This is a genomic window from Allokutzneria multivorans, from assembly GCF_039537405.1.
In the GTDB taxonomy this organism is placed as follows: domain Bacteria; phylum Actinomycetota; class Actinomycetes; order Mycobacteriales; family Pseudonocardiaceae; genus Allokutzneria; species Allokutzneria multivorans.
This window is the reverse complement of record NZ_BAABAL010000019.1, coordinates 773,020-789,843: the sequence shown is the minus strand read 5'-3', so window position 1 is coordinate 789,843 and position 16,824 is coordinate 773,020. Positions and strand designations below refer to the sequence as shown.

17 protein-coding genes are annotated in these 16,824 nt (G+C 70.4%); 5 read left to right on the top strand and 12 right to left on the bottom strand.

The features are described from left to right. Positions 1-14: 14 nt before the first annotated feature. From ABD798_RS31740 to ABD798_RS31715, 6 genes are read right to left on the bottom strand one after another with little or no spacing between them, the layout of a single operon-like run. Positions 15-938 carry an SRPBCC family protein gene (locus ABD798_RS31740; RefSeq protein WP_344883133.1) on the bottom strand — a complete coding sequence of 308 codons (924 nt, stop codon included), beginning with the start codon at positions 936-938 and terminating at the stop codon, positions 15-17. A gap of 60 nt (positions 939-998) precedes the next feature. Next, the gene (locus ABD798_RS31735) at positions 999-1,310 is read right to left on the bottom strand and encodes an ArsR/SmtB family transcription factor (protein WP_344883129.1); all 312 of its coding nucleotides are present in this window, start codon (positions 1,308-1,310) and stop codon (positions 999-1,001) included. Positions 1,311-1,314: 4 nt separating this feature from the next. Further along, on the bottom strand, positions 1,315-1,878 hold the full coding sequence (locus tag ABD798_RS31730; RefSeq protein ID WP_344883126.1) for a GrpB family protein: 564 nt from the start codon (positions 1,876-1,878) through the stop codon (positions 1,315-1,317). A gap of 20 nt (positions 1,879-1,898) precedes the next feature. Continuing rightward, positions 1,899-2,294: a DUF3037 domain-containing protein gene (locus ABD798_RS31725; RefSeq protein WP_344883123.1), complete on the bottom strand. Its 396-nt coding sequence runs from the start codon at positions 2,292-2,294 to the stop codon at positions 1,899-1,901. Next, positions 2,291-3,106, bottom strand: a complete 816-nt coding sequence (locus ABD798_RS31720) for a HipA family kinase (RefSeq protein WP_344883121.1) — start codon at positions 3,104-3,106, stop codon at positions 2,291-2,293. The genes ABD798_RS31725 and ABD798_RS31720 overlap by 4 nt, the downstream gene beginning before the upstream one ends. Beyond that, a complete protein-coding gene (locus tag ABD798_RS31715; protein ID WP_344883118.1) occupies positions 3,103-4,524 on the bottom strand; it encodes an amidase in 1,422 nt (473 codons plus the stop codon). The genes ABD798_RS31720 and ABD798_RS31715 overlap by 4 nt, the downstream gene beginning before the upstream one ends. A gap of 51 nt (positions 4,525-4,575) precedes the next feature. Here ABD798_RS31715 and ABD798_RS31710 point away from each other — a divergent pair, with 51 nt between their 5' ends. The 3 genes from ABD798_RS31710 to ABD798_RS31700 are packed head-to-tail and all read left to right on the top strand — an operon-like array spanning position 4,576 to position 8,309. Further along, positions 4,576-5,169 carry a TetR/AcrR family transcriptional regulator gene (locus tag ABD798_RS31710; protein WP_344883115.1) on the top strand — a complete coding sequence of 198 codons (594 nt, stop codon included), beginning with the start codon at positions 4,576-4,578 and terminating at the stop codon, positions 5,167-5,169. 23 nt (positions 5,170-5,192) lie between these two features. After that, entirely contained in the window at positions 5,193-6,830 is a 1,638-nt protein-coding gene (locus ABD798_RS31705; RefSeq protein ID WP_344883112.1) for an ABC-F family ATP-binding cassette domain-containing protein, read from the top strand. A gap of 15 nt (positions 6,831-6,845) precedes the next feature. Then, entirely contained in the window at positions 6,846-8,309 is a 1,464-nt protein-coding gene (locus ABD798_RS31700) for a hypothetical protein (protein ID WP_344883109.1), read from the top strand. Positions 8,310-8,348: 39 nt separating this feature from the next. Here the strand turns inward: ABD798_RS31700 and ABD798_RS31695 are convergent, their stop codons facing one another. Together ABD798_RS31695 and ABD798_RS31690 are read right to left on the bottom strand one after the other, a co-directional pair. After that, positions 8,349-10,706, bottom strand: coding sequence for a Tex family protein (locus ABD798_RS31695; RefSeq protein WP_344883106.1), 2,358 nt, complete (start codon positions 10,704-10,706; stop codon positions 8,349-8,351). A gap of 8 nt (positions 10,707-10,714) precedes the next feature. Beyond that, the gene (locus ABD798_RS31690) at positions 10,715-11,530 is read right to left on the bottom strand and encodes a putative RNA methyltransferase (RefSeq protein ID WP_344883103.1); all 816 of its coding nucleotides are present in this window, start codon (positions 11,528-11,530) and stop codon (positions 10,715-10,717) included. 245 nt (positions 11,531-11,775) lie between these two features. Here ABD798_RS31690 and ABD798_RS31685 point away from each other — a divergent pair, with 245 nt between their 5' ends. Then, positions 11,776-12,384: a UbiX family flavin prenyltransferase gene (locus ABD798_RS31685; protein WP_344883100.1), complete on the top strand. Its 609-nt coding sequence runs from the start codon at positions 11,776-11,778 to the stop codon at positions 12,382-12,384. A 3-nt stretch (positions 12,385-12,387) separates the two neighbouring features. Beyond that, positions 12,388-14,001, top strand: a complete 1,614-nt coding sequence (locus tag ABD798_RS31680; protein WP_344883097.1) for a UbiD family decarboxylase — start codon at positions 12,388-12,390, stop codon at positions 13,999-14,001. A gap of 45 nt (positions 14,002-14,046) precedes the next feature. Here the strand turns inward: ABD798_RS31680 and ABD798_RS31675 are convergent, their stop codons facing one another. From ABD798_RS31675 to ABD798_RS31660, 4 genes are all read right to left on the bottom strand, one after another. After that, positions 14,047-14,595 (bottom strand): DUF305 domain-containing protein, encoded by a 549-nt coding sequence (locus ABD798_RS31675; protein ID WP_344883094.1) that lies wholly within the window; start codon positions 14,593-14,595, stop codon positions 14,047-14,049. Between the two features lie 81 nt (positions 14,596-14,676). Next, positions 14,677-14,805, bottom strand: coding sequence for a hypothetical protein (locus ABD798_RS31670; RefSeq protein WP_344883091.1), 129 nt, complete (start codon positions 14,803-14,805; stop codon positions 14,677-14,679). A gap of 31 nt (positions 14,806-14,836) precedes the next feature. Then, positions 14,837-15,169 carry a hypothetical protein gene (locus ABD798_RS31665; protein ID WP_344883087.1) on the bottom strand — a complete coding sequence of 111 codons (333 nt, stop codon included), beginning with the start codon at positions 15,167-15,169 and terminating at the stop codon, positions 14,837-14,839. Between the two features lie 26 nt (positions 15,170-15,195). Then, a complete protein-coding gene (locus ABD798_RS31660) occupies positions 15,196-16,773 on the bottom strand; it encodes an arabinofuranosyltransferase AftB family protein (RefSeq protein ID WP_344883084.1) in 1,578 nt (525 codons plus the stop codon). Positions 16,774-16,824: the final 51 nt, after the last annotated feature.

Genomic DNA, 16,824 nt, shown 5'->3' with positions numbered 1-16,824 from the left:
GAGGGGTGTAGCCCTCAGCTGAGATTCAATTGCTCGGTGTACTCCTGCGCGTATTCCTCCGCCAGGGCCTCGACGCGCCCTTCGGGCCAGCACGGGGTCTCACCGCGCAACCACTGTGCGAGCAGGTCGATGTGGACGTGCCACGCTCCGAGTGCCGTCGCGCGCTGGTCGGCCTGAGCCGAGGTTCCGGTCTGGGTCAGCACGAGCCGTGCACCGCCGTTGCCCGGTCGCAACTCCCAGCGGATGGCGCCGCCTTCCCACGAGTACTCCAGCAGCTCGCGCTCCTTGACCGCGGTGACGGGGCCGACCTGGACGTAGCCGGTGGTGAAGCGAAGGGGCGGTTCCTCGCCGACCGCCGGGGTGGAGTCGGTGAGCAGTGCCCAGACGTCCGACTGCGACTTGGTGAGGTTGCGCTCGAAACGAACCTCCCAGCCGTCCTCGGTCTCGCGCGACTCGCCGCGTGCCAGGTCGAACAGGGCCACGTACTCGTCGTGGCGCGGACCGTACGGGGCGGCTTCGGTGATCTTCTCGTCGGCGAGGAGCTGGTCCAGCGCGGTGAAGCAGCCCTCCCATCCGGTGGCGAAGCTCGCGGCGCCGGCGCGGTCGTCGAAGATGTGGGTGAACACGAGCACGCAGGCGTCGCCGTCTTCGCGCAGCTCCCACCGCAGCACTTCGCCCTCCCAGGTGAAGGCGAACAGGTTCTGCGGCTCGAAGTCGGTGATCGTGCCCTTGGTCGGCGCCCCGTCATCGCCCTCGAAGACGAAGAGGATCGTGGCGCCCTGCTTCAGCTCGGTGTGCATCGCGGCGGGGAACCACTGCTTCGAGTGCTCGGGGTCGGTGATCGCGCGCCACGCCTTCGCGATCGGGTGCCTGAGCCTGCGCTCGAAACGCAGCATGTTGCGGCCTTCGTGCCTGCTCAGCTCGCCGTTGCGGGTCATCGTCGTTCCTCACTCGTTCTCGGTCCCTGCTAGTCAGGCTCTGCTAGTTGGCAGGCTCTGCTAGTTGTCAGGCAGTGCGTCGAGGTAGTCCTCAAGGGCGTCCAGTCGCCGCGCCCACAGCCGCCGGTACGGCTGCAACCAGCCGTCCAGCTCCGCGAGCGGGCCGGGGTTCAGCTCGTACCAGCGGCGCTGCGCCTCCTGGCGGACCCGGACCAGGCCCGCCTCGCGCAGGACCCGCAGGTGCTTGGAGGTTCCCGGCTGGGTCAGCCCCAGTTCCTCGCTGAGCTCGCCGACCAGGTGCGGCCTGCTCAGCAGCAGGTCCAGGATGCGTCGGCGGCTCGGCTCGGCGACGACCTCGAAGACGGTGGACATGACGTCAATGTAACCCGTCAGGCATATAACCGCCATGGCATGTTCGCAGAACTCGGACGACGAACTCAGACTTGCCGGCTGTGTAGGCCTCGCGATCAGCGCCGTGATCGGCGGACAACCGCCGCTTCAACGCCGCGTACTCGCGCGTCAGGTCGGGATCGGCGCGCAGCGCGTCGCGAAAAGCGAGCTGGTCGCGCCATCGCTGGTGACCGGCGGAGACCAGGTGCAGGTGCGCGACGCGGTGCTTTCCGGACGCGTCGGGGCGGACGAACAGCCGCCGCCACGGTCGCTCGTCCAGTTCGGGTGGCACCAGGTGCCACCCGTCGTCGAGCAGTGGGACGTGCACGGAGCCGTCCGTGTGCTCGGGAACCGAGGCCATCAGGTCCACGATCGGTTTCGCGTCCAGACCGGGAACGGCGGTCGAGCCGATGTGCTCGACACCTTCGACCAGCCACGGCTCCAGCAGCTCGACGAGCCGCACCCGCTCCGCGGCGGCGCGATCCGCCCAGAGTTGCCGATAGGGAACCACGACCGCTTTTTCGGTCGCCCACGCGGGAAAGTCAGCCACGCGGCGACGCTAGCCGGACCTCATCGGATGGGCAGGACGAGCTGTGCCAGGAGCCGATCGGCGTCCGCGTCGGGGTCCAGCGTGAGGCCGGTGTGGACGGGACCGGCGCGGACGACCGTGCTGCGCGGCGCGGTCAGCCAGCGGAAGCGGCGGCCGATCTCTTCTTCGGCGGCGAGCCCCGCCCGCTCCGAGGCCGCGCAGATCTCCGCGAACGCCTGCACCGCTCGCCCGACGGCGTCGGAGTCGGCGGTCGGATCGAGCGCGCGCAGCCGATCCGCGTCCAGGTGCGTCCGCGAGCCGAGGTAGTCCAGCCTGCGGCAGTAGAGCAGCACCCCGGCGTTGATCGACTCACCGCGTTCGGCGCGCGGTACGACCTGGAGCACGGCGTACTCGAAGACGTGTCGCCGATCGGTCACTTCCCGCCACCCCTGGTCAGCCAGTCCGGTCGGTTCGCCCCGACCTTCGTCGGCGTCCGATCCTTCCTGATCGTCGGGTCCGGCAGCCACGCGGTGCTCGCGGCGGCGCGCGCGGCGAGCTGCTCCACGTACGCCTCGCGCAGGTCGTCGGGGCCGTCGAAGCCGGGCTCCTCGGCCAGCCACACGTCCGGGACCTCGGCCAGCGCGGCCTCCAGGACCTCGCGGGTGACCAGCGGGGCGAGCGCGGTGTTCGCGGCGGTCACGTCGGGGGCGAAGTCGATCAGCACGTGGTCGCTCGCGTCGTACGGCTTGGCCACCCAGCTCTCCCGGCGGGGCCAGTTGTGGTGGAAGGTCAACGCCGAACCGTGGTCGATCAGCTGCGGCGAGCCGTGCCAGGACAGCATGTTCGGGTTCTTCCACGACCGGTCGACGTTGCCGATGAGGCCGTCGAACCACACGACCCGCCCGGCGAACGTGGAGTCCACCGAGAACGCCGTCGGGTTGAAGTCGAGTGCGCCGGGCAGGTAGTCCATGCCGAGGTTGAGGCCGCCGCTCGCGCGCAGAAGGTCCTGGATGTCCTGGTCGGGTTCGCTGGTCGCGAGCACCGGGTCCAGTTCGACCGTCACCAACGACGGCACCGGCAGGCCGAGTGCGCGGGCGATGTGCGCGCTGACGACCTCGGCGACCAGCACCTTGCGGCCCTGGCCCGCGCCACGGAACTTCACCACGTAGGTGCCGAGGTCGTCGGCCTCCATGATCCCGGGCAGCGACCCGCCCTCGCGCAGCGGTGTGACGTACCGGATCGCGGTCACCTGGTCCACGCTTGCTCGCCTTTCCACTCTGGCGTGACGGGAGTGAAGCTGCCGAAATGCCGTTCGAGCACCTCTGCGGCGGTGAGGCACATGTCCTCGCGGAAGCGCGCACCGATCACCTGGACCCCCATCGGCACACCGTCCACGACGCCTGTCGGCACCGCCACCGCGGGCACGCCGACGAGCGAGGTCACCGTGTTGAGGCTGATCGACAGCGTGGCGCGCATGTGCTCCTCCGGGCCGGACATCCGCAGGTTCCGACCACCGACCGGCTGGGTGCAGACCGGGCCGACGACCAGCGGGTACCGCTGCTGGAACCGCTGCCAGTCCCGGACTATTCCGTGCCGGTCGCCGGTGAGCCTCACGTAGTCGGCCAGCGAACTGGGCGGCACGCGCTCCATGGACAGCTCCATGTGCTGAGCGCTCTGCTCGGTCAGCAGCGGCCGGATGCGCGGCCACGACAGCCCGAACTCCGTGCTGATCAACTTCCCGTAGGCGGTCAGCGCGTCGGTGTAGCGCGGCAGCGCGACCTCCTCGACCGCGTATCCCGCACCGCCCAGGACGGCGGCGGCGAGTTCCACGGCGGTTCGGACGTCCGGGTGCACGCCGAAACCGCCCGGGTCGGTCACCACACCGACCTTTATCGGCTCGGTCGGCGGAGGCCCGTCGAGCGGCACGGGCAGGGCGAGCGGGTCGTCCACATCAGGACCGGCCAGCACGCGAAACGCGGCACGCAGGTCGCCGACCGCGCGCGCAATCGGGCCGTCCACGGGGAGCAGTTGTGAGGCCAGCGCCGGCTCGGTCCCTGCCACGCGGTGGTCGACCGGAAGGCGTCCGTAGCTGGCCTTCAAGCCGGTGACGCCGCAGCACATGGCCGGGATCCGGAGCGAGCCGCCGGAGTCGTTGCCCAGCCCGATCGCGGCCATGCCCGCAGCGACGGCCGCACCGTCACCGCCGCTCGTCCCGCCGGGCGTCTTCGTCCTGTCCCACGGGTTCACGGTCTCGCCGAAGAGCTGGCTCGTGATGCCGTGCCCGCCGATGGTGAGGTCGGGCATGTTGGAGCGGCCGATCGGGATCGCGTCCGCCGCGCGCAGCCGCCGGACCTGGGGCGCGTCCGATTCGGCGATCGCGTGCTCGAAACGCGGCACGCCGTGGGTGGTCGCGGAGCCCCGGACGTCGATGTTCTCCTTCACCGTGAAGGGGACCCCGGCCAGCGCGCCGAGCCGTTCCCCGGACGCCCTGCGGCGGTCGACGTCCTCCGCGGCGGCCAGCGCCTCGCGCTCCAACGTCCTGGTCACCGCGTTGACCGCCGGGTTGACCTCGGCGATCCGGTCCAGGTGCGCGCGGACGACCTCGACCGCGCTGACCTCTCCCGAGCGCACCGCCGCGGCCAGTTCGGTCGCGTTCCTCGTCCACATGCACTTCAAGATACAGATCTGTATCTGAAAACACTCTTGTATATTGAGCGCATGCGTCTGACCAGGGAACAGAGCCGTGCGCAGACCCGGGAACGGCTCCTCGCAGCCGCCGCCGAGCTGTTCGCTGAGCGCGGCGTCAACGGCGCGTCGGTGGAGCAGATCGCGGAGCGCGCCGGCTACACGCGGGGCGCGTTCTACGGCAACTTCGAGGACAAGCACCAGCTGGTCGGCGAGTTGTTGAGGCAACGGACGCTGCGCGAGCTGGAAGAGGTCACCGTGCTCCAGGAGGCCGAGAACCCGTGGGAGGCCGTCCGCGAGTGGAACCGTGCCCGCGCTGACCACCTCACCGAGTGGCTGACGCTGCGGACCGAACTGATGCTCTACGCGCTGCGCAACGAGGAGATCCGGCCGCAGCTCGCGGAGCGCGAGACGATCGCCCGTGACGCGCACACCCGCACCATCGAGCGGGCCTTCGCGGGGAAGAAACCACCGGCCGATCCGGCGTTCCTGGCGCTGATCGTGCACGCGCTGGAGGACGGTCTGCTCGTCCAGCGGATGCTGTTCCCGGACGAGATCGCCGACGACGTGGTCGTGGACGCCGTTGAGCTGCTGATGCGCACCTGGACCCGCTCGGCGGAGGGCTGAGCGCGACCAGCATGCTTCTCGGCATGAGCGCCACCCTCGTCGCCAAGGACCTCAGCGCCGGTCACGGCGACCGGACCCTGTTCTCCGGCCTTGACCTCGTCGTCGCGCCCGGGGACGTGATCGGCCTCGTCGGCGTCAACGGCGCGGGCAAGTCCACCCTGCTCAAGACACTGGGCGGGCTCATCCCGCCGGAGCAGGGCGGCGTCCAGCTCAGCCCGCCCGCCGCGACCATCGGCTACCTCCCGCAGGAGCCCGAGCGCCGCGCCGACGAGACCGTCCGCGCGTTCCTCGGACGCCGCACCGGGGTCACCGGCGCGCAGGAGGAGATGGACCGCGCGGCGGAGGCGCTGGCCAGCGGTGAGCCCGGCGCGGACGACGGCTACGCGATCGCGTTGGAGCGCTGGCTCTCGCTCGGCGGGGCGGACCTGGAGGAGCGGGCCGAAGAGGTCGCGGACGACCTCGGCCTGACGATCAGCCTCGACCAGCCCATGGCCTCGCTCTCCGGAGGGCAGGCGGCACGCGCGGGCATGGCCTCGCTGCTGCTGAGCCGCTACGACGTGTTCCTGCTCGACGAGCCCACCAACGACCTGGACCTGGACGGCCTTGACCGCCTGGAGAAGTTCGTCACCGGGCTCCGCGCGGGCACTGTGCTGGTCAGCCACGACCGCGAGTTCCTGACGAGGACGGTGACCTCGGTCGTCGAGCTCGACTTCGCGCAGCAACAGGTCTCGGTCTACGGCGGCGGATACGCGTCCTACTTGGAGGAACGCGACGTCGCTCGGCGGCATGCGCGCGAGGACTACGAGGAGTACGCGGACACCAAGGCGGCGCTGGAGGCAAGGGGGCAGGCGCAGCGGGCCTGGATGGAGAAGGGCGTCAAGAACGCGCGCCGCAAGGTCAAGGACAACGACAAGCAAGGACGCAAGTTCAGGTCCGAGGCGACGGAGAAGCAGGCTTCCAAGGCGCGGCAGACCGAGCGCATGATCGAGCGCCTCGACGTGGTCGAGGAGCCCCGCAAGGAGTGGGAGCTGCGCATGGAGATCGCGGCGGCGCCGCGCTCCGGCTCGGTCGTGGCCTCACTGCGCGCGGCGGTGGTCCAGCGCGGGGACTTCACGTTCGGGCCGGTCGACCTCCAGATCGACTGGGCCGACCGCGTCGCGATCACCGGCGCGAACGGCGCGGGCAAGTCCACGTTGCTCGCGGCGCTGCTCGGGCGGGTGCCGTTGGACGCGGGCCACGCGACGCTGGGCTCCGGGGTCCAGGTCGGCGAGATCGACCAGGCGCGAGGCGCGTTCCTCGGCGAACAGTCCCTTCTGGACAGTTTTGCCGCACAGGTGCCTGACTGGATGCCCGCCGACATCCGCACGCTGCTGGCGAAGTTCGGCCTCCGCGCGCAGCACGTCCTGCGCCCCGCCGCGTCGCTCTCACCGGGCGAGCGCACACGCGCCGGGCTCGCTTTGCTCCAGGCGCGCGGGGTGAACCTGCTGGTGCTCGACGAGCCGACGAACCACCTCGACCTGCCCGCGATCGAGCAGCTGGAGTCGGCGCTGGAGTCCTACACGGGAACTCTGTTGCTGGTGACGCACGACCGGCGGATGCTGGACGCGGTGTCCACCACGCGGCGGATCGAAGTGGTTGCGGGCCGCGTGCACGACCGCTGAGCAGGGGGACCAACCGTGGAGGCACTGCGCGCACTAGTCAGGAAATGGCCGCGTCAGGGTGGGATCACCTGGCCGCTCCCGTTGCGCGACGACGTGTTCGAGTTGGCCGTCCTCGGTGGTCCCCTCGACGCCGAGAGCGCGGCGATGATGGTGCTCGCGGCCGCGCGCTCCGGCGACACCGTCCACGCGGAAAACGTTCTGGCGAAGGCGGATTCTCGGTTCTGGCGCCTCTTCGACGTTGGAGTTCGGCGCGTGGTGTCCTTCCCGATGATCAGAGAACGGCTGCTCAGCACAGAGGTATCACGACTTGATCTTGTGATCGCGGCGTGCTGGAACGACGGGTACGTGCGCGAGCTGGCGTTGGCCGAACTGTGCACTGTGGACAGTCCACTTGCCGGGCCGATCCTCGCGCTGCGCGCGGCCGACTGGGTTCCGGAGATTCGCGAGCGGGCGCAGGCGATCTGCGCGGAGCGCTTGACAGCCGATCCTGTTGCGGCGTTGGCCGATCTGGGGCCGGTGGCCTTCGCGCTGGAGAACCGCTTCGCGGGCTCTTGGCTTGTGTCCGCTGTGGACGGTGCGCTCGCGGACGAGCGAGTTCTCCTTGCTGCGATGGGGAGTCCGAGCCGCCGAGTTCGCCGCGCCGCCTTCCAGAAGGGTATCGCCGACGATCGCCTGGACATCGCGACCCTCAACGACGCGGCGCTGCACGACCAGGACCAGGCCAACCGTCGGCTGTGCGCGGAGGCCGCCGCCCGGCTGGCCCGCCTGAGCGGCAACGTCGAAGCCATCCGCGTGCTGTTGGACAGCCGATCGGCGGCGGTGCGCGCGGAAGCCATCTACACCCTGGGCGAGCTCGACACCGCCGTCGACGCGTTGTGCGACCGCAGCAGCGCGGTGCGGCTGGTCGCACAAGTGTTGGTGCGCAGGGCCGAGCGCGATCCTGCCGAGCACTACCGCCGCCTCCTGCCCGATCCCTGGGCGGTAGCGGGCCTCGGCGAGACAGGAGCCGCTGCGGATGCCGGAATCCTGTTGCGGTGTTTGGGAGAGCCCCGTGTCCGCACGCGCGCGGAAGCGGCGCGCGCTCTGCGGCGGCTCGGGCACACCGACACCGAGACCTTCGTGCCCCTGCTCGACGATCCTGCGCCGGGCGTGGTGAAGCAGGCCGCGATCGCCTTGCAGGACAAGGACTTGTCCGAGGGCTTCCTGTTCGGGCTCGTCGAACCCGGCCGAGTCAGGGTGGTGCGCCTCGCCGGGCACCACCTGCTCCGAAACGCGCCCACGCTGACCAGGCTCATCGCGAACCTGCGCCTGCTGGAAGACCCGGAGCTGGGCGAAGCGGCACGCGCGGACCTGTTGCGCGGCTTGGGTGTGCACGTGACGCCAGCCGGAGCTCGCGCGGAGGAACTTCGCAGCCTCATCGCCGCCGCGCCACTGGAGGAGCGCGCCGCCCGCGAACTCCGGTTCAGCCTCGGCCTGTGACCGGGGGAAGCGCACACCGCGCTTCCCCCGGCAAGGGCGCTACTTGTTGCCGAAACCCGCGCGCCGCAAGGCATCGGCCATCGAGCCGCTACCGCTCGAAGGCGCCGGGGACGAGGGGCGCTGGCCACCGCGACCGCCACCGCCGCCACCACGGGGGCCTCCGCCGCCGCGCTGGCCGCCTCCACCACCGCCGCTGGTGCGCGCACCAGGCTCGGGCGTGTCCTGGAGCCGCAGGGTCAACGAGATGCGCTTGCGCGGGATGTCCACGTCGAGCACCTTCACGCGCACGATGTCGCCGGACTTGACCACATCGTGCGGGTCCTTGATGAAGGTGTTGGACATCGCCGACACGTGCACGAGGCCGTCCTGGTGCACGCCGATGTCCACGAACGCGCCGAACGCGGCCACGTTGGTGACGACGCCCTCCAACGTCATGCCGGGCTTGAGGTCGCCCAGCTTCTCGACGCCGTCGGCGAAGGTCGCGGTCTTGAAGGCCGGACGCGGGTCACGACCCGGCTTGTCCAGCTCCTTGATGATGTCGGTGACCGTGGGCAGACCGAACGTGTCGTCGACGAACGCCTGCGGGTCGAGGCCCTTGAGCACGCGGGTGTTGCCGATCAGCGCGGCGACCTCGCTGCCCGTGTTCTGCAGGATGCGGTGCACGACCGGGTATGCCTCGGGGTGCACGCTGGAGGAATCGAGCGGGTCATCGCCCTCGCGGATGCGGAGGAAGCCCGCGCACTGCTCGAAAGCCTTGGGGCCCAAGCGCGCCACGTCCTTGAGCGCCTTGCGCGAGCGGAACGGGCCGTTGGCGTCGCGGTGCGCGACGATGTTCTCCGCGAGGCCCTCGCCGATGCCGGAGACCCGGGTCAGCAGCGGCACGGACGCGGTGTTTACGTCGACACCGACGCCGTTCACGCAGTCCTCGACGACCGCGTCCAGCGAGCGCGAGAGCTTCACCTCGGACAGGTCGTGCTGGTACTGGCCGACGCCGATGGACTTCGGGTCGATCTTGACCAGCTCGGCGAGCGGGTCCTGGAGGCGGCGCGCGATGGAGACCGCGCCGCGCAGCGACACGTCCATGCCCGGCAGTTCCTGGGAGGCGTAGGCCGACGCCGAGTACACCGACGCGCCCGCCTCCGACACCATGACCTTGGTCAGCTTGAGGTCGGGGCGCAGCTTGATCAGGTCTCCGGCCAGCTTGTCGGTCTCGCGGGAGGCGGTGCCGTTGCCGATCGCGACCAGCTCGACGTTGTGCTGCTCGGCCAGCTTGGACAGCTTGACCAGCGACTGGTCCCACTGCTGCTGCGGCACGTGCGGGTAGATCACGTCGGTGGCCAGTACCTTGCCGGTGGCGTCGACGACGGCGACCTTCACACCGGTGCGGAAACCCGGGTCGAGACCCATCGTGGAGCGCGAACCGGCGGGAGCGGCCAGCAGCAGGTCGCGGAGGTTGGCCGCGAAAACGCGCACGGCCTCGTCCTCGGCGGCCTGGCGCAGGCGCAGCCGCAGGTCGATGCGCAGGTGCACGAGGATGCGCGTGCGCCACGCCCAGCGAACGGTGTCGCTGAGCCACTTGTCGGCGGCACGGCCCTTGTCGGCGACACCGAAGCGCGCGGCGATGCGCGTCTCATATTCACTCGAACCGGTGGGGATAGCCGTCGCGTCACCGTCGGGTTCGGGGTCCAGGACGAGGTCAAGCACCTCCTCCTTCTCACCGCGCAGCATCGCGAGCACGCGGTGCGACGGCAGCTTCGTCAGCGGCTCGCTGAAGTCGAAGTAGTCGGAGAACTTGGCGCCGTCGGTCTCCTTGCCCTCGCGCACCTTCGAGGCGAGGCGCCCGCGCGACCACACCGTCTCGCGCAGCTCGCCGATCAGGTCCGCGTCCTCGCCGAAGCGCTCGATCAGGATCGCGCGAGCGCCGTCCAGCGCGGCCTGCGCGTCAGCGACACCCTTTTCGGCGTCCACGAACACCGCGGCCGCGGCCTTCGGGTCGGTGTCGGGGTTGTCCATCAGGCCGTCCGCGAGCGGTTCGAGCCCGGCTTCGCGCGCGATCTGCGCCTTGGTGCGCCGCTTCGGCTTGAAGGGCAGGTAGATGTCCTCCAAGCGTGCCTTGGAGTCCGCGTCCAGGATCTGCGCCCGCAGCGCGTCGTCGAGCTTGCCCTGCGAGTCGATCGACTCCAGCACGGCCTTGCGCCGCTCCTCCAGCTCCCTCAGGTAGCCGAGGCGCTCGTCCAGCGTGCGCAGCTGCGCGTCGTCGAGCTCGCCCGTGACCTCCTTGCGGTACCGGGCGATGAACGGCACCGTCGAGCCGCCGTCGAGCAGCTCGACCGCCGCGACCACCTGGCGCTCGCGCACCCCGAGCTCTTCGGCGATTTTCTGGGGAATGGACAGCATGGCGATCCTTACTTGGGCTTCGGGCGGTAGCGGGTCAGCGACACCGACACGGTGGTCTTGAAGTCCTCGGGAAGGGTGGTCGGCCTGGCGGACCACGCGCTCGGCCCCATGCCCACGAGCTGGGCGAGCGCGGCGCCACCAGGGGCGAGCGCGTACTCGACGGTCTCCCTGCCGAGCAGCGTGAAGTGCGGGTCCAGCGCCTCGTGCAGCCGTTCGTCCTTGCGTTCGTCCACGGTGAGCAGGTCCAGCTCGTGCACCAGTGAAGCGAGGTGTGCCGGGGTCGGCGTGACCACGACCAGCTCGCCGTCGGGGTGCAGCACGCGGCACAGCTCCGGGCCGTTGCGCGGCGCGAACACGTTGAGCACCAAGGCGGCCGTGCCGTCGTTCACCGGCAGCTCGCGCCACGCGTCCGCGACGACCGCGCCCATCCTGGGGTGGGCCTTGGCCGCGCGCCGTGCCGCGAACTTGGACAGGTCGAGCACGATGCCGTCGCGGTCGGGCAGGGCGTCGAGCACCGCGCGCAGGTAGTGCCCGGTGCCGCCACCGATGTCGAGCACGCATCCTGGTGGCAGCGGGCGCCGTGCCGCGTTCGCGAGCGCATCGGAGATCGGGGCGTAGTGGCCCGCGCCCAGGAAGGCATCGCGGGCGGCCACCATCTCGGCGGTGTCGACGCGGTAGGAGTGACCGCCGGCGAGCAGGCTCACGTAGCCCTGCCTGGCGATGTCGAAGCTGTGCCCGCCAGCGCAGGAAACGGTGTTCCCAGTCGCCGCGAGTGGTGCCGCGCAGTGCGGACACCGCAGGTGTTCCAGGAGTTCGCTGCGCATGACGCGGCGAGTATATGCGTCGCCCGAGCCCGCACCGGCGGAACCTCGTGGCGTGTCAGGGGCGGCTGGCGCGCTCCGGCCGGTGACCTCCGTCGAGTCCCCGCTGCTGAGCCCTCACTGCTGCGCAATGCGGCGTTCGCCGGTACTTCCTCGCACCTCGGCGGTGGCCTGACCCTGGGTCCCTTCCGAAAAGATGTTCGGATCTATACCATGCAGTCGCATTGTAAAAACCCGGGGAGGTCGCGATGCGCCTGGTAGTGGGGATGACCGGAGCGACCGGAGCCGAGCTCGGCGTGCGGGTGCTGCTCGCGCTGCGTGAGCTCGGCGTCGAGTCGCACCTGGTGCTGAGCAAGTGGGCGCGGGCGACGATCGAGCTGGAGACGAGCTACTCGGTGCGCGAGGTGCGTGCGCTGGCCACGGCCGTGTACTCCGCCGACGACCAGGCTGCACCGATCTCCAGCGGCTCCTTCCGCACCGACGGGATGGTGGTCGTCCCCTGCACCACCAAGACCCTGGCCACCATCCGGCACGGCACGGGCGACGGGCTGATCAGCCGCGCCGCCGACGTGGTGCTCAAGGAGCGCCGCAGGCTGGTGCTGGTGGTCCGCGAGACCCCGCTCAGCACGATCCACCTGGAGAACATGCTCGGCGTGACGCAGGCGGGAGCGACGGTGTTCCCGCCCGTTCCTGCGTTCTACAACGCGCCGCACAGCCTCGACGACGTCATCGACCACACCGTCGCGCGGATTCTGGACCAGTTCGGTCTTGAGGTCCCCGGAGCGGCGCGCTGGACCGGGACGGCCGACGCGAAGGCGCAGCGACTGGTCACCAACGGCTTCTCGTACAAGGAGTAGGGCATGTCTGGCACCGGGATCTCCCGCAGAGGGCTCCTCTGGCGCGGCGGACTGCTCGCCGCGGGTTCGGTCGGCGCGAGCTTGGCCGGGATCACCGCGCAGAGCGCCGCCGCGGCCCCGCCGAAGTGGGACCCGCACGTCGCCGACGCCAAGCGGCGGCTGGGCAGCCTGCGCGAGTACCTCGACGCGCTGGACGCGCTCGGCGACCTGCGGCAGATCAACCGCGAGGTGGACACGCACCTGGAGATCGGCGCGATCACCAGGCGCACCACCGAGATCAACGGTCCTGCCGTGCTGTTCAACCGGATCAAGGGGCACCGCAAGGGCTTCCGGGTGCTCGGGGCGCCCGCCGCGCTCAGCTCGCTGCCCAAGGCGCGCTACGCCCGCGTGGCGCTGTCGCTGGGCTTCGCACCGGACACCCATCCGTTGGCCATGGTGGAGGCGCTGACCCGGGCGCACGACCTCAAACCGATCGAGCCGATCACCGTCCACAGTGGACCGTGCCAGCAGAACGTGTTGCTGGGCAAGGACGCCGACCTCACCAAGATCCCCGTGCCGCTGCTGCACGACGGTGACGGCGGGCCGTACCTGAACACCTGGGGGACCTTCGTCGTCGGCACCCCGGACGGCACGTGGGTCAACTGGTCGATCAGCCGCGCGATGCTGGTGGACGGCAAGCGCTTCGCGCCCCTGGTCGTCCCGTTCTTCCAGCACCTCGGCGTGATCGCGGCGCAGTGGGCGGAGCAGGGCAAGCAGGCGCCGTTCGCCCTCGTGCAGGGTGCTGAGCCGGGAGTTCCGTTCGCCTCGGCGATGTCGTTGCCGGACGGGGTGAACGAGGCGTCCTTCCTCGGCGGCTACTACGGCAAGCCCGTGGAGCTGGTGCGCTGCAAGACCGTCGACCTGCGCGTCCCCGCGACGGCGGAGATCGTCATCGAGGGGCACATCGACTTCGAGAAGACCGTCGCCGAGGGCCCGATGGGTGAGGCGCCCGGCTACATGAGCACGCACGTACGGCAGATGCCGACCTGCACGGTCACCGCGATCACCCACCGGGACAACGCGATCCTGCCGGTGGTGACGGCGGGCAAGGCCGTCGACGAGGACCACACGGCGGTCGGTGTCCCCGCCTCGGCGATCATCCTGAACGCCTTGCGCAAGAACGGGATTCCGGCGACGAACGCGTGGATGGTCCCGGAGAGCGCGCTGCACGTGCTCGCGGTGACCGTGCCGAAGGACTGGCCCAAGCGCACCGGCATCTCGTCATCGCGGGACCTGACCAAGCGCATCGCGGAGATCGTCTGCGACACGCGCGTGGTCATCTGGCTCTCGCAGGTGATGGTCCTGGACGACGACCTCGACGTGACCGAGCACCGCGACCTCCTGTGGGGCTTCGCCACCAGGACGCACCCGGTGAAGGACCAGGTGGTGATCCCGCAGCGGTCGTTCAACGCGCTGATGATCTGCTACGGCAAGGAGGAGCAGGAGAGCTACCTCGCGCCGCTGCTGGCCTTCGACTCCTTGCTGCCGCAGGGCCCTGAACGCCCGCGCAACGCCGCCTTCGAGGACAACTACCCGGCGGCGCTGCGCAAGAAGATCCTCGACAACTGGGTCGACTAGGGGGAGCGGCCGCGGCGGGTCACGGCCCGCCGCGGCACCCCTGGGTCAGCGCTCCGCGAGGAGCACGGTCATCTCGTCGATCTCCTTCTGCTGCGAGTCCAGGATCGACTGGGCGAGCTTCTTCGCCTCGGCGTCGGAGCCCTTGGCCAGCTCCGTGCGCGCCATCTCCAGCGCGCCCCTGTGGTGCTCGACCATCATGCGCAGCCACGCCTTGTCGAAGCCGACGCCCTTGGCCGCCTTCAGCTCGGCCATCTGCTGCGGCGTCATCATCCCGGCCATGGCGTGCCCGGCGTGCGCGGAGTGATCACTCGGCTCGGGAGCGCCCCAGCGCTTGAGCCAGCCGGTCATCGCGTCGATCTCCGGTTGCTGCGCCTTGCGGACCCGCTCGCCCAGCGCGAGCAGCTTCGGGTGGTCGCTGCGGCCCGGGATGAGGTCGGCCATCTCCACGGCCTGCCGGTGGTGCGGCACCATGCCGGAGGCGAAGTCCACGTCCGCCTGGTTGTGCGTGGGAGCCGTGTTGGTTGGCCCCGCCTGCTGGCCGCACGCGGTGAGGGTGAGCGCGGCCAGTGCGGCCACGAGGAACCTGAGCTTCATCGCTTCTCGTTTCGAGGAGTCGTGACGGTGGGCCGGGTCCGGGGCGCGCCACAGGGGCACGCACTCCGGCTAAGCCGTGTTTCACAGGTCCGTGTTCGCGATGGCCGGGCCGAGCCCGCCCCTGGCTGCGCTGTCGGAAAGCCCACGTACAACACCGGTACGCGGTCTTCCCGCCGTCTTGCCAGGAACGACCTCGATCCCGACCCTCATCGAACGAGACCTATGAAACGCGGCTAACCGGTCACAACCGCAGTACGCACAACTCCGCGAGCTTCAGCCGAACCGGTGGCGCGCGGCCGGACAGCCGGCGCAGCCACCGCAGCAGCGAGGGGCGGGCGAGCACGACGGGTTCCCGCCGCAGCAGCGCCACCAGGCTCAACGCCCCGAGCGCGGCGACCACCACGACCAGCCCGGCGCACATGTGCGTCACCGGGTCCGCAGGGCTCCCGCCATCGCAGTGGTGTTGCTGCGCAACGGAAACCGCGTGCGGGATCTGGTGCATCGCGAGCACGCCGAAGCTGAGCCCGGCCACGAGCAACCCGAGCAGGAGCGTGCTCGTGGATGCCCGGCGCATACCCCCGAGGGTATACGCGCTCCTCGTCAGCCTCCGCAGAACAGGCGCTCCGCGGCGGCCGGGTCGGCGGGCACGCGCAGCGCGGTCCTGCCGAAGGAGCCGAGGAAGTTGTCCACGAAGCGCCCCCACGACATCGGCGCGCGCACGGATTCCTGGAGCTCGGCGAGGGCACCGCAGGACAGCGCCCGCCGCGCCAGCTCGTTCTCCTTCGTGGGCGCGCCGTAGTCGGCGGTGATCCACACCCTGGGCAGCTTCTTCTCGTGCCCGACGCGACCACCGCGATCGGTCAGCTCCAGGTGCGCGGCCAGCGGGTAGGACAGGCCGATCGGGTCCACCACGGTCTCGTCGAGCGTGGTGATCGCGCCCGCCGTGCCCAGGACGGGCCAGACGAAGGCCACCCGTTCCTCGCGGTGCGGCGCCAGCGGCTCGGTCCTCGGCTTCTCCAGCGCGAAGACCAGCTCGCCCTCGGCGGCGCGCACCCAGTTCCGCTTCTCCGGCTGCGCCTCGACGTAGTCGCGCTTGGAGATCGGGTTCGTGACGTGGGTGGAGTTCACGTAGTGGCTGCGCTCGTCGGCGACGCCCATCGGGCCGAAGTGCGGCGCGTAGATCGGGCGCAGCAGGGCGGCGGAGAGCAGCGCCCAGCCGATGAGCCCGGCGCTGGCCCACTTCATCGTCTCGGGGTTGGCGGGCCTGGGCATGCAGAAGAACGGCAGCAGGATCAGCAGCAGTCCGGGCAGGAGCATGCGGCCGTGCATGAAGTCGCCGCCGACCTTGATCACGTAGACCATGGACAGCGCGCCCGCGATCACCGGCGCGAACACCAGGATGCGGTCGCTGCGGTTGTAGTGCCGCCGCAGGCCGACCCACAGCACGATGCCGACGGGGATGATCGCCCCGTAGGTGAGGAACAGGTCGAAGAAGTAGGAGAAGCCGCGCAGCCAGTACGAGCCGGAGGCCTCCTTGCTGATCGCGGGAAGCGGCACCAGCACGCCGTAGTAGCCCATCCGGAAGACCTGGTAGGCCAGCGGGAGCGCGCCCGCGACGCCGAGCATGCCGATCGTGGTCCGCCGCGCGGGCCGGTGCAGCAGCCACAGCGCGACCAGGAACACGATCGAGACCAGCGCCAGGTCGGGGCGCACCAGCGGGCCGAGCCCGAACACGAAGGCCAGCCCGAAGTGGGTCTCCCGCGAGCTGTCCCGCGAGTGCACCAGCAACCACCAGCTGCCCGCGATCCAGGCGAAGGCGAAGCCGGTCTCCAGCCCGGAGGTGGCGAAGTCCCACATCGGCGACAGCGCGAGCAGGATCACCACGCCCGCCGGGACCGGGGCGCCGCCGTGCAACCGCTGCGAGGCGGTCACCCCGAGCGCGAACGCCGCGCCCGCGAAGCCGAGCCCGAGGTAGACGGCCAGCTGCGGCAGGCTGTCCGGCAGCACGAACCCGACCACGGTGAGTAACCACTGCCAGAGGGTCCCGGTGGAGGTCTCCGCCCGCTCGCCGGCGTTGAAGACCGGGCCGTTGCCCTCCAGGATCTGCTCGACGGCGCGCACGTAGATCAGGCCGTCATCGGAAATCCAGCGCCTGGAGTATCCCGCGACCAGGATCACCGCGACGGCCGCGACAGCGACCCCGGTATTCCAGCGCCGGGAAGAACTCTC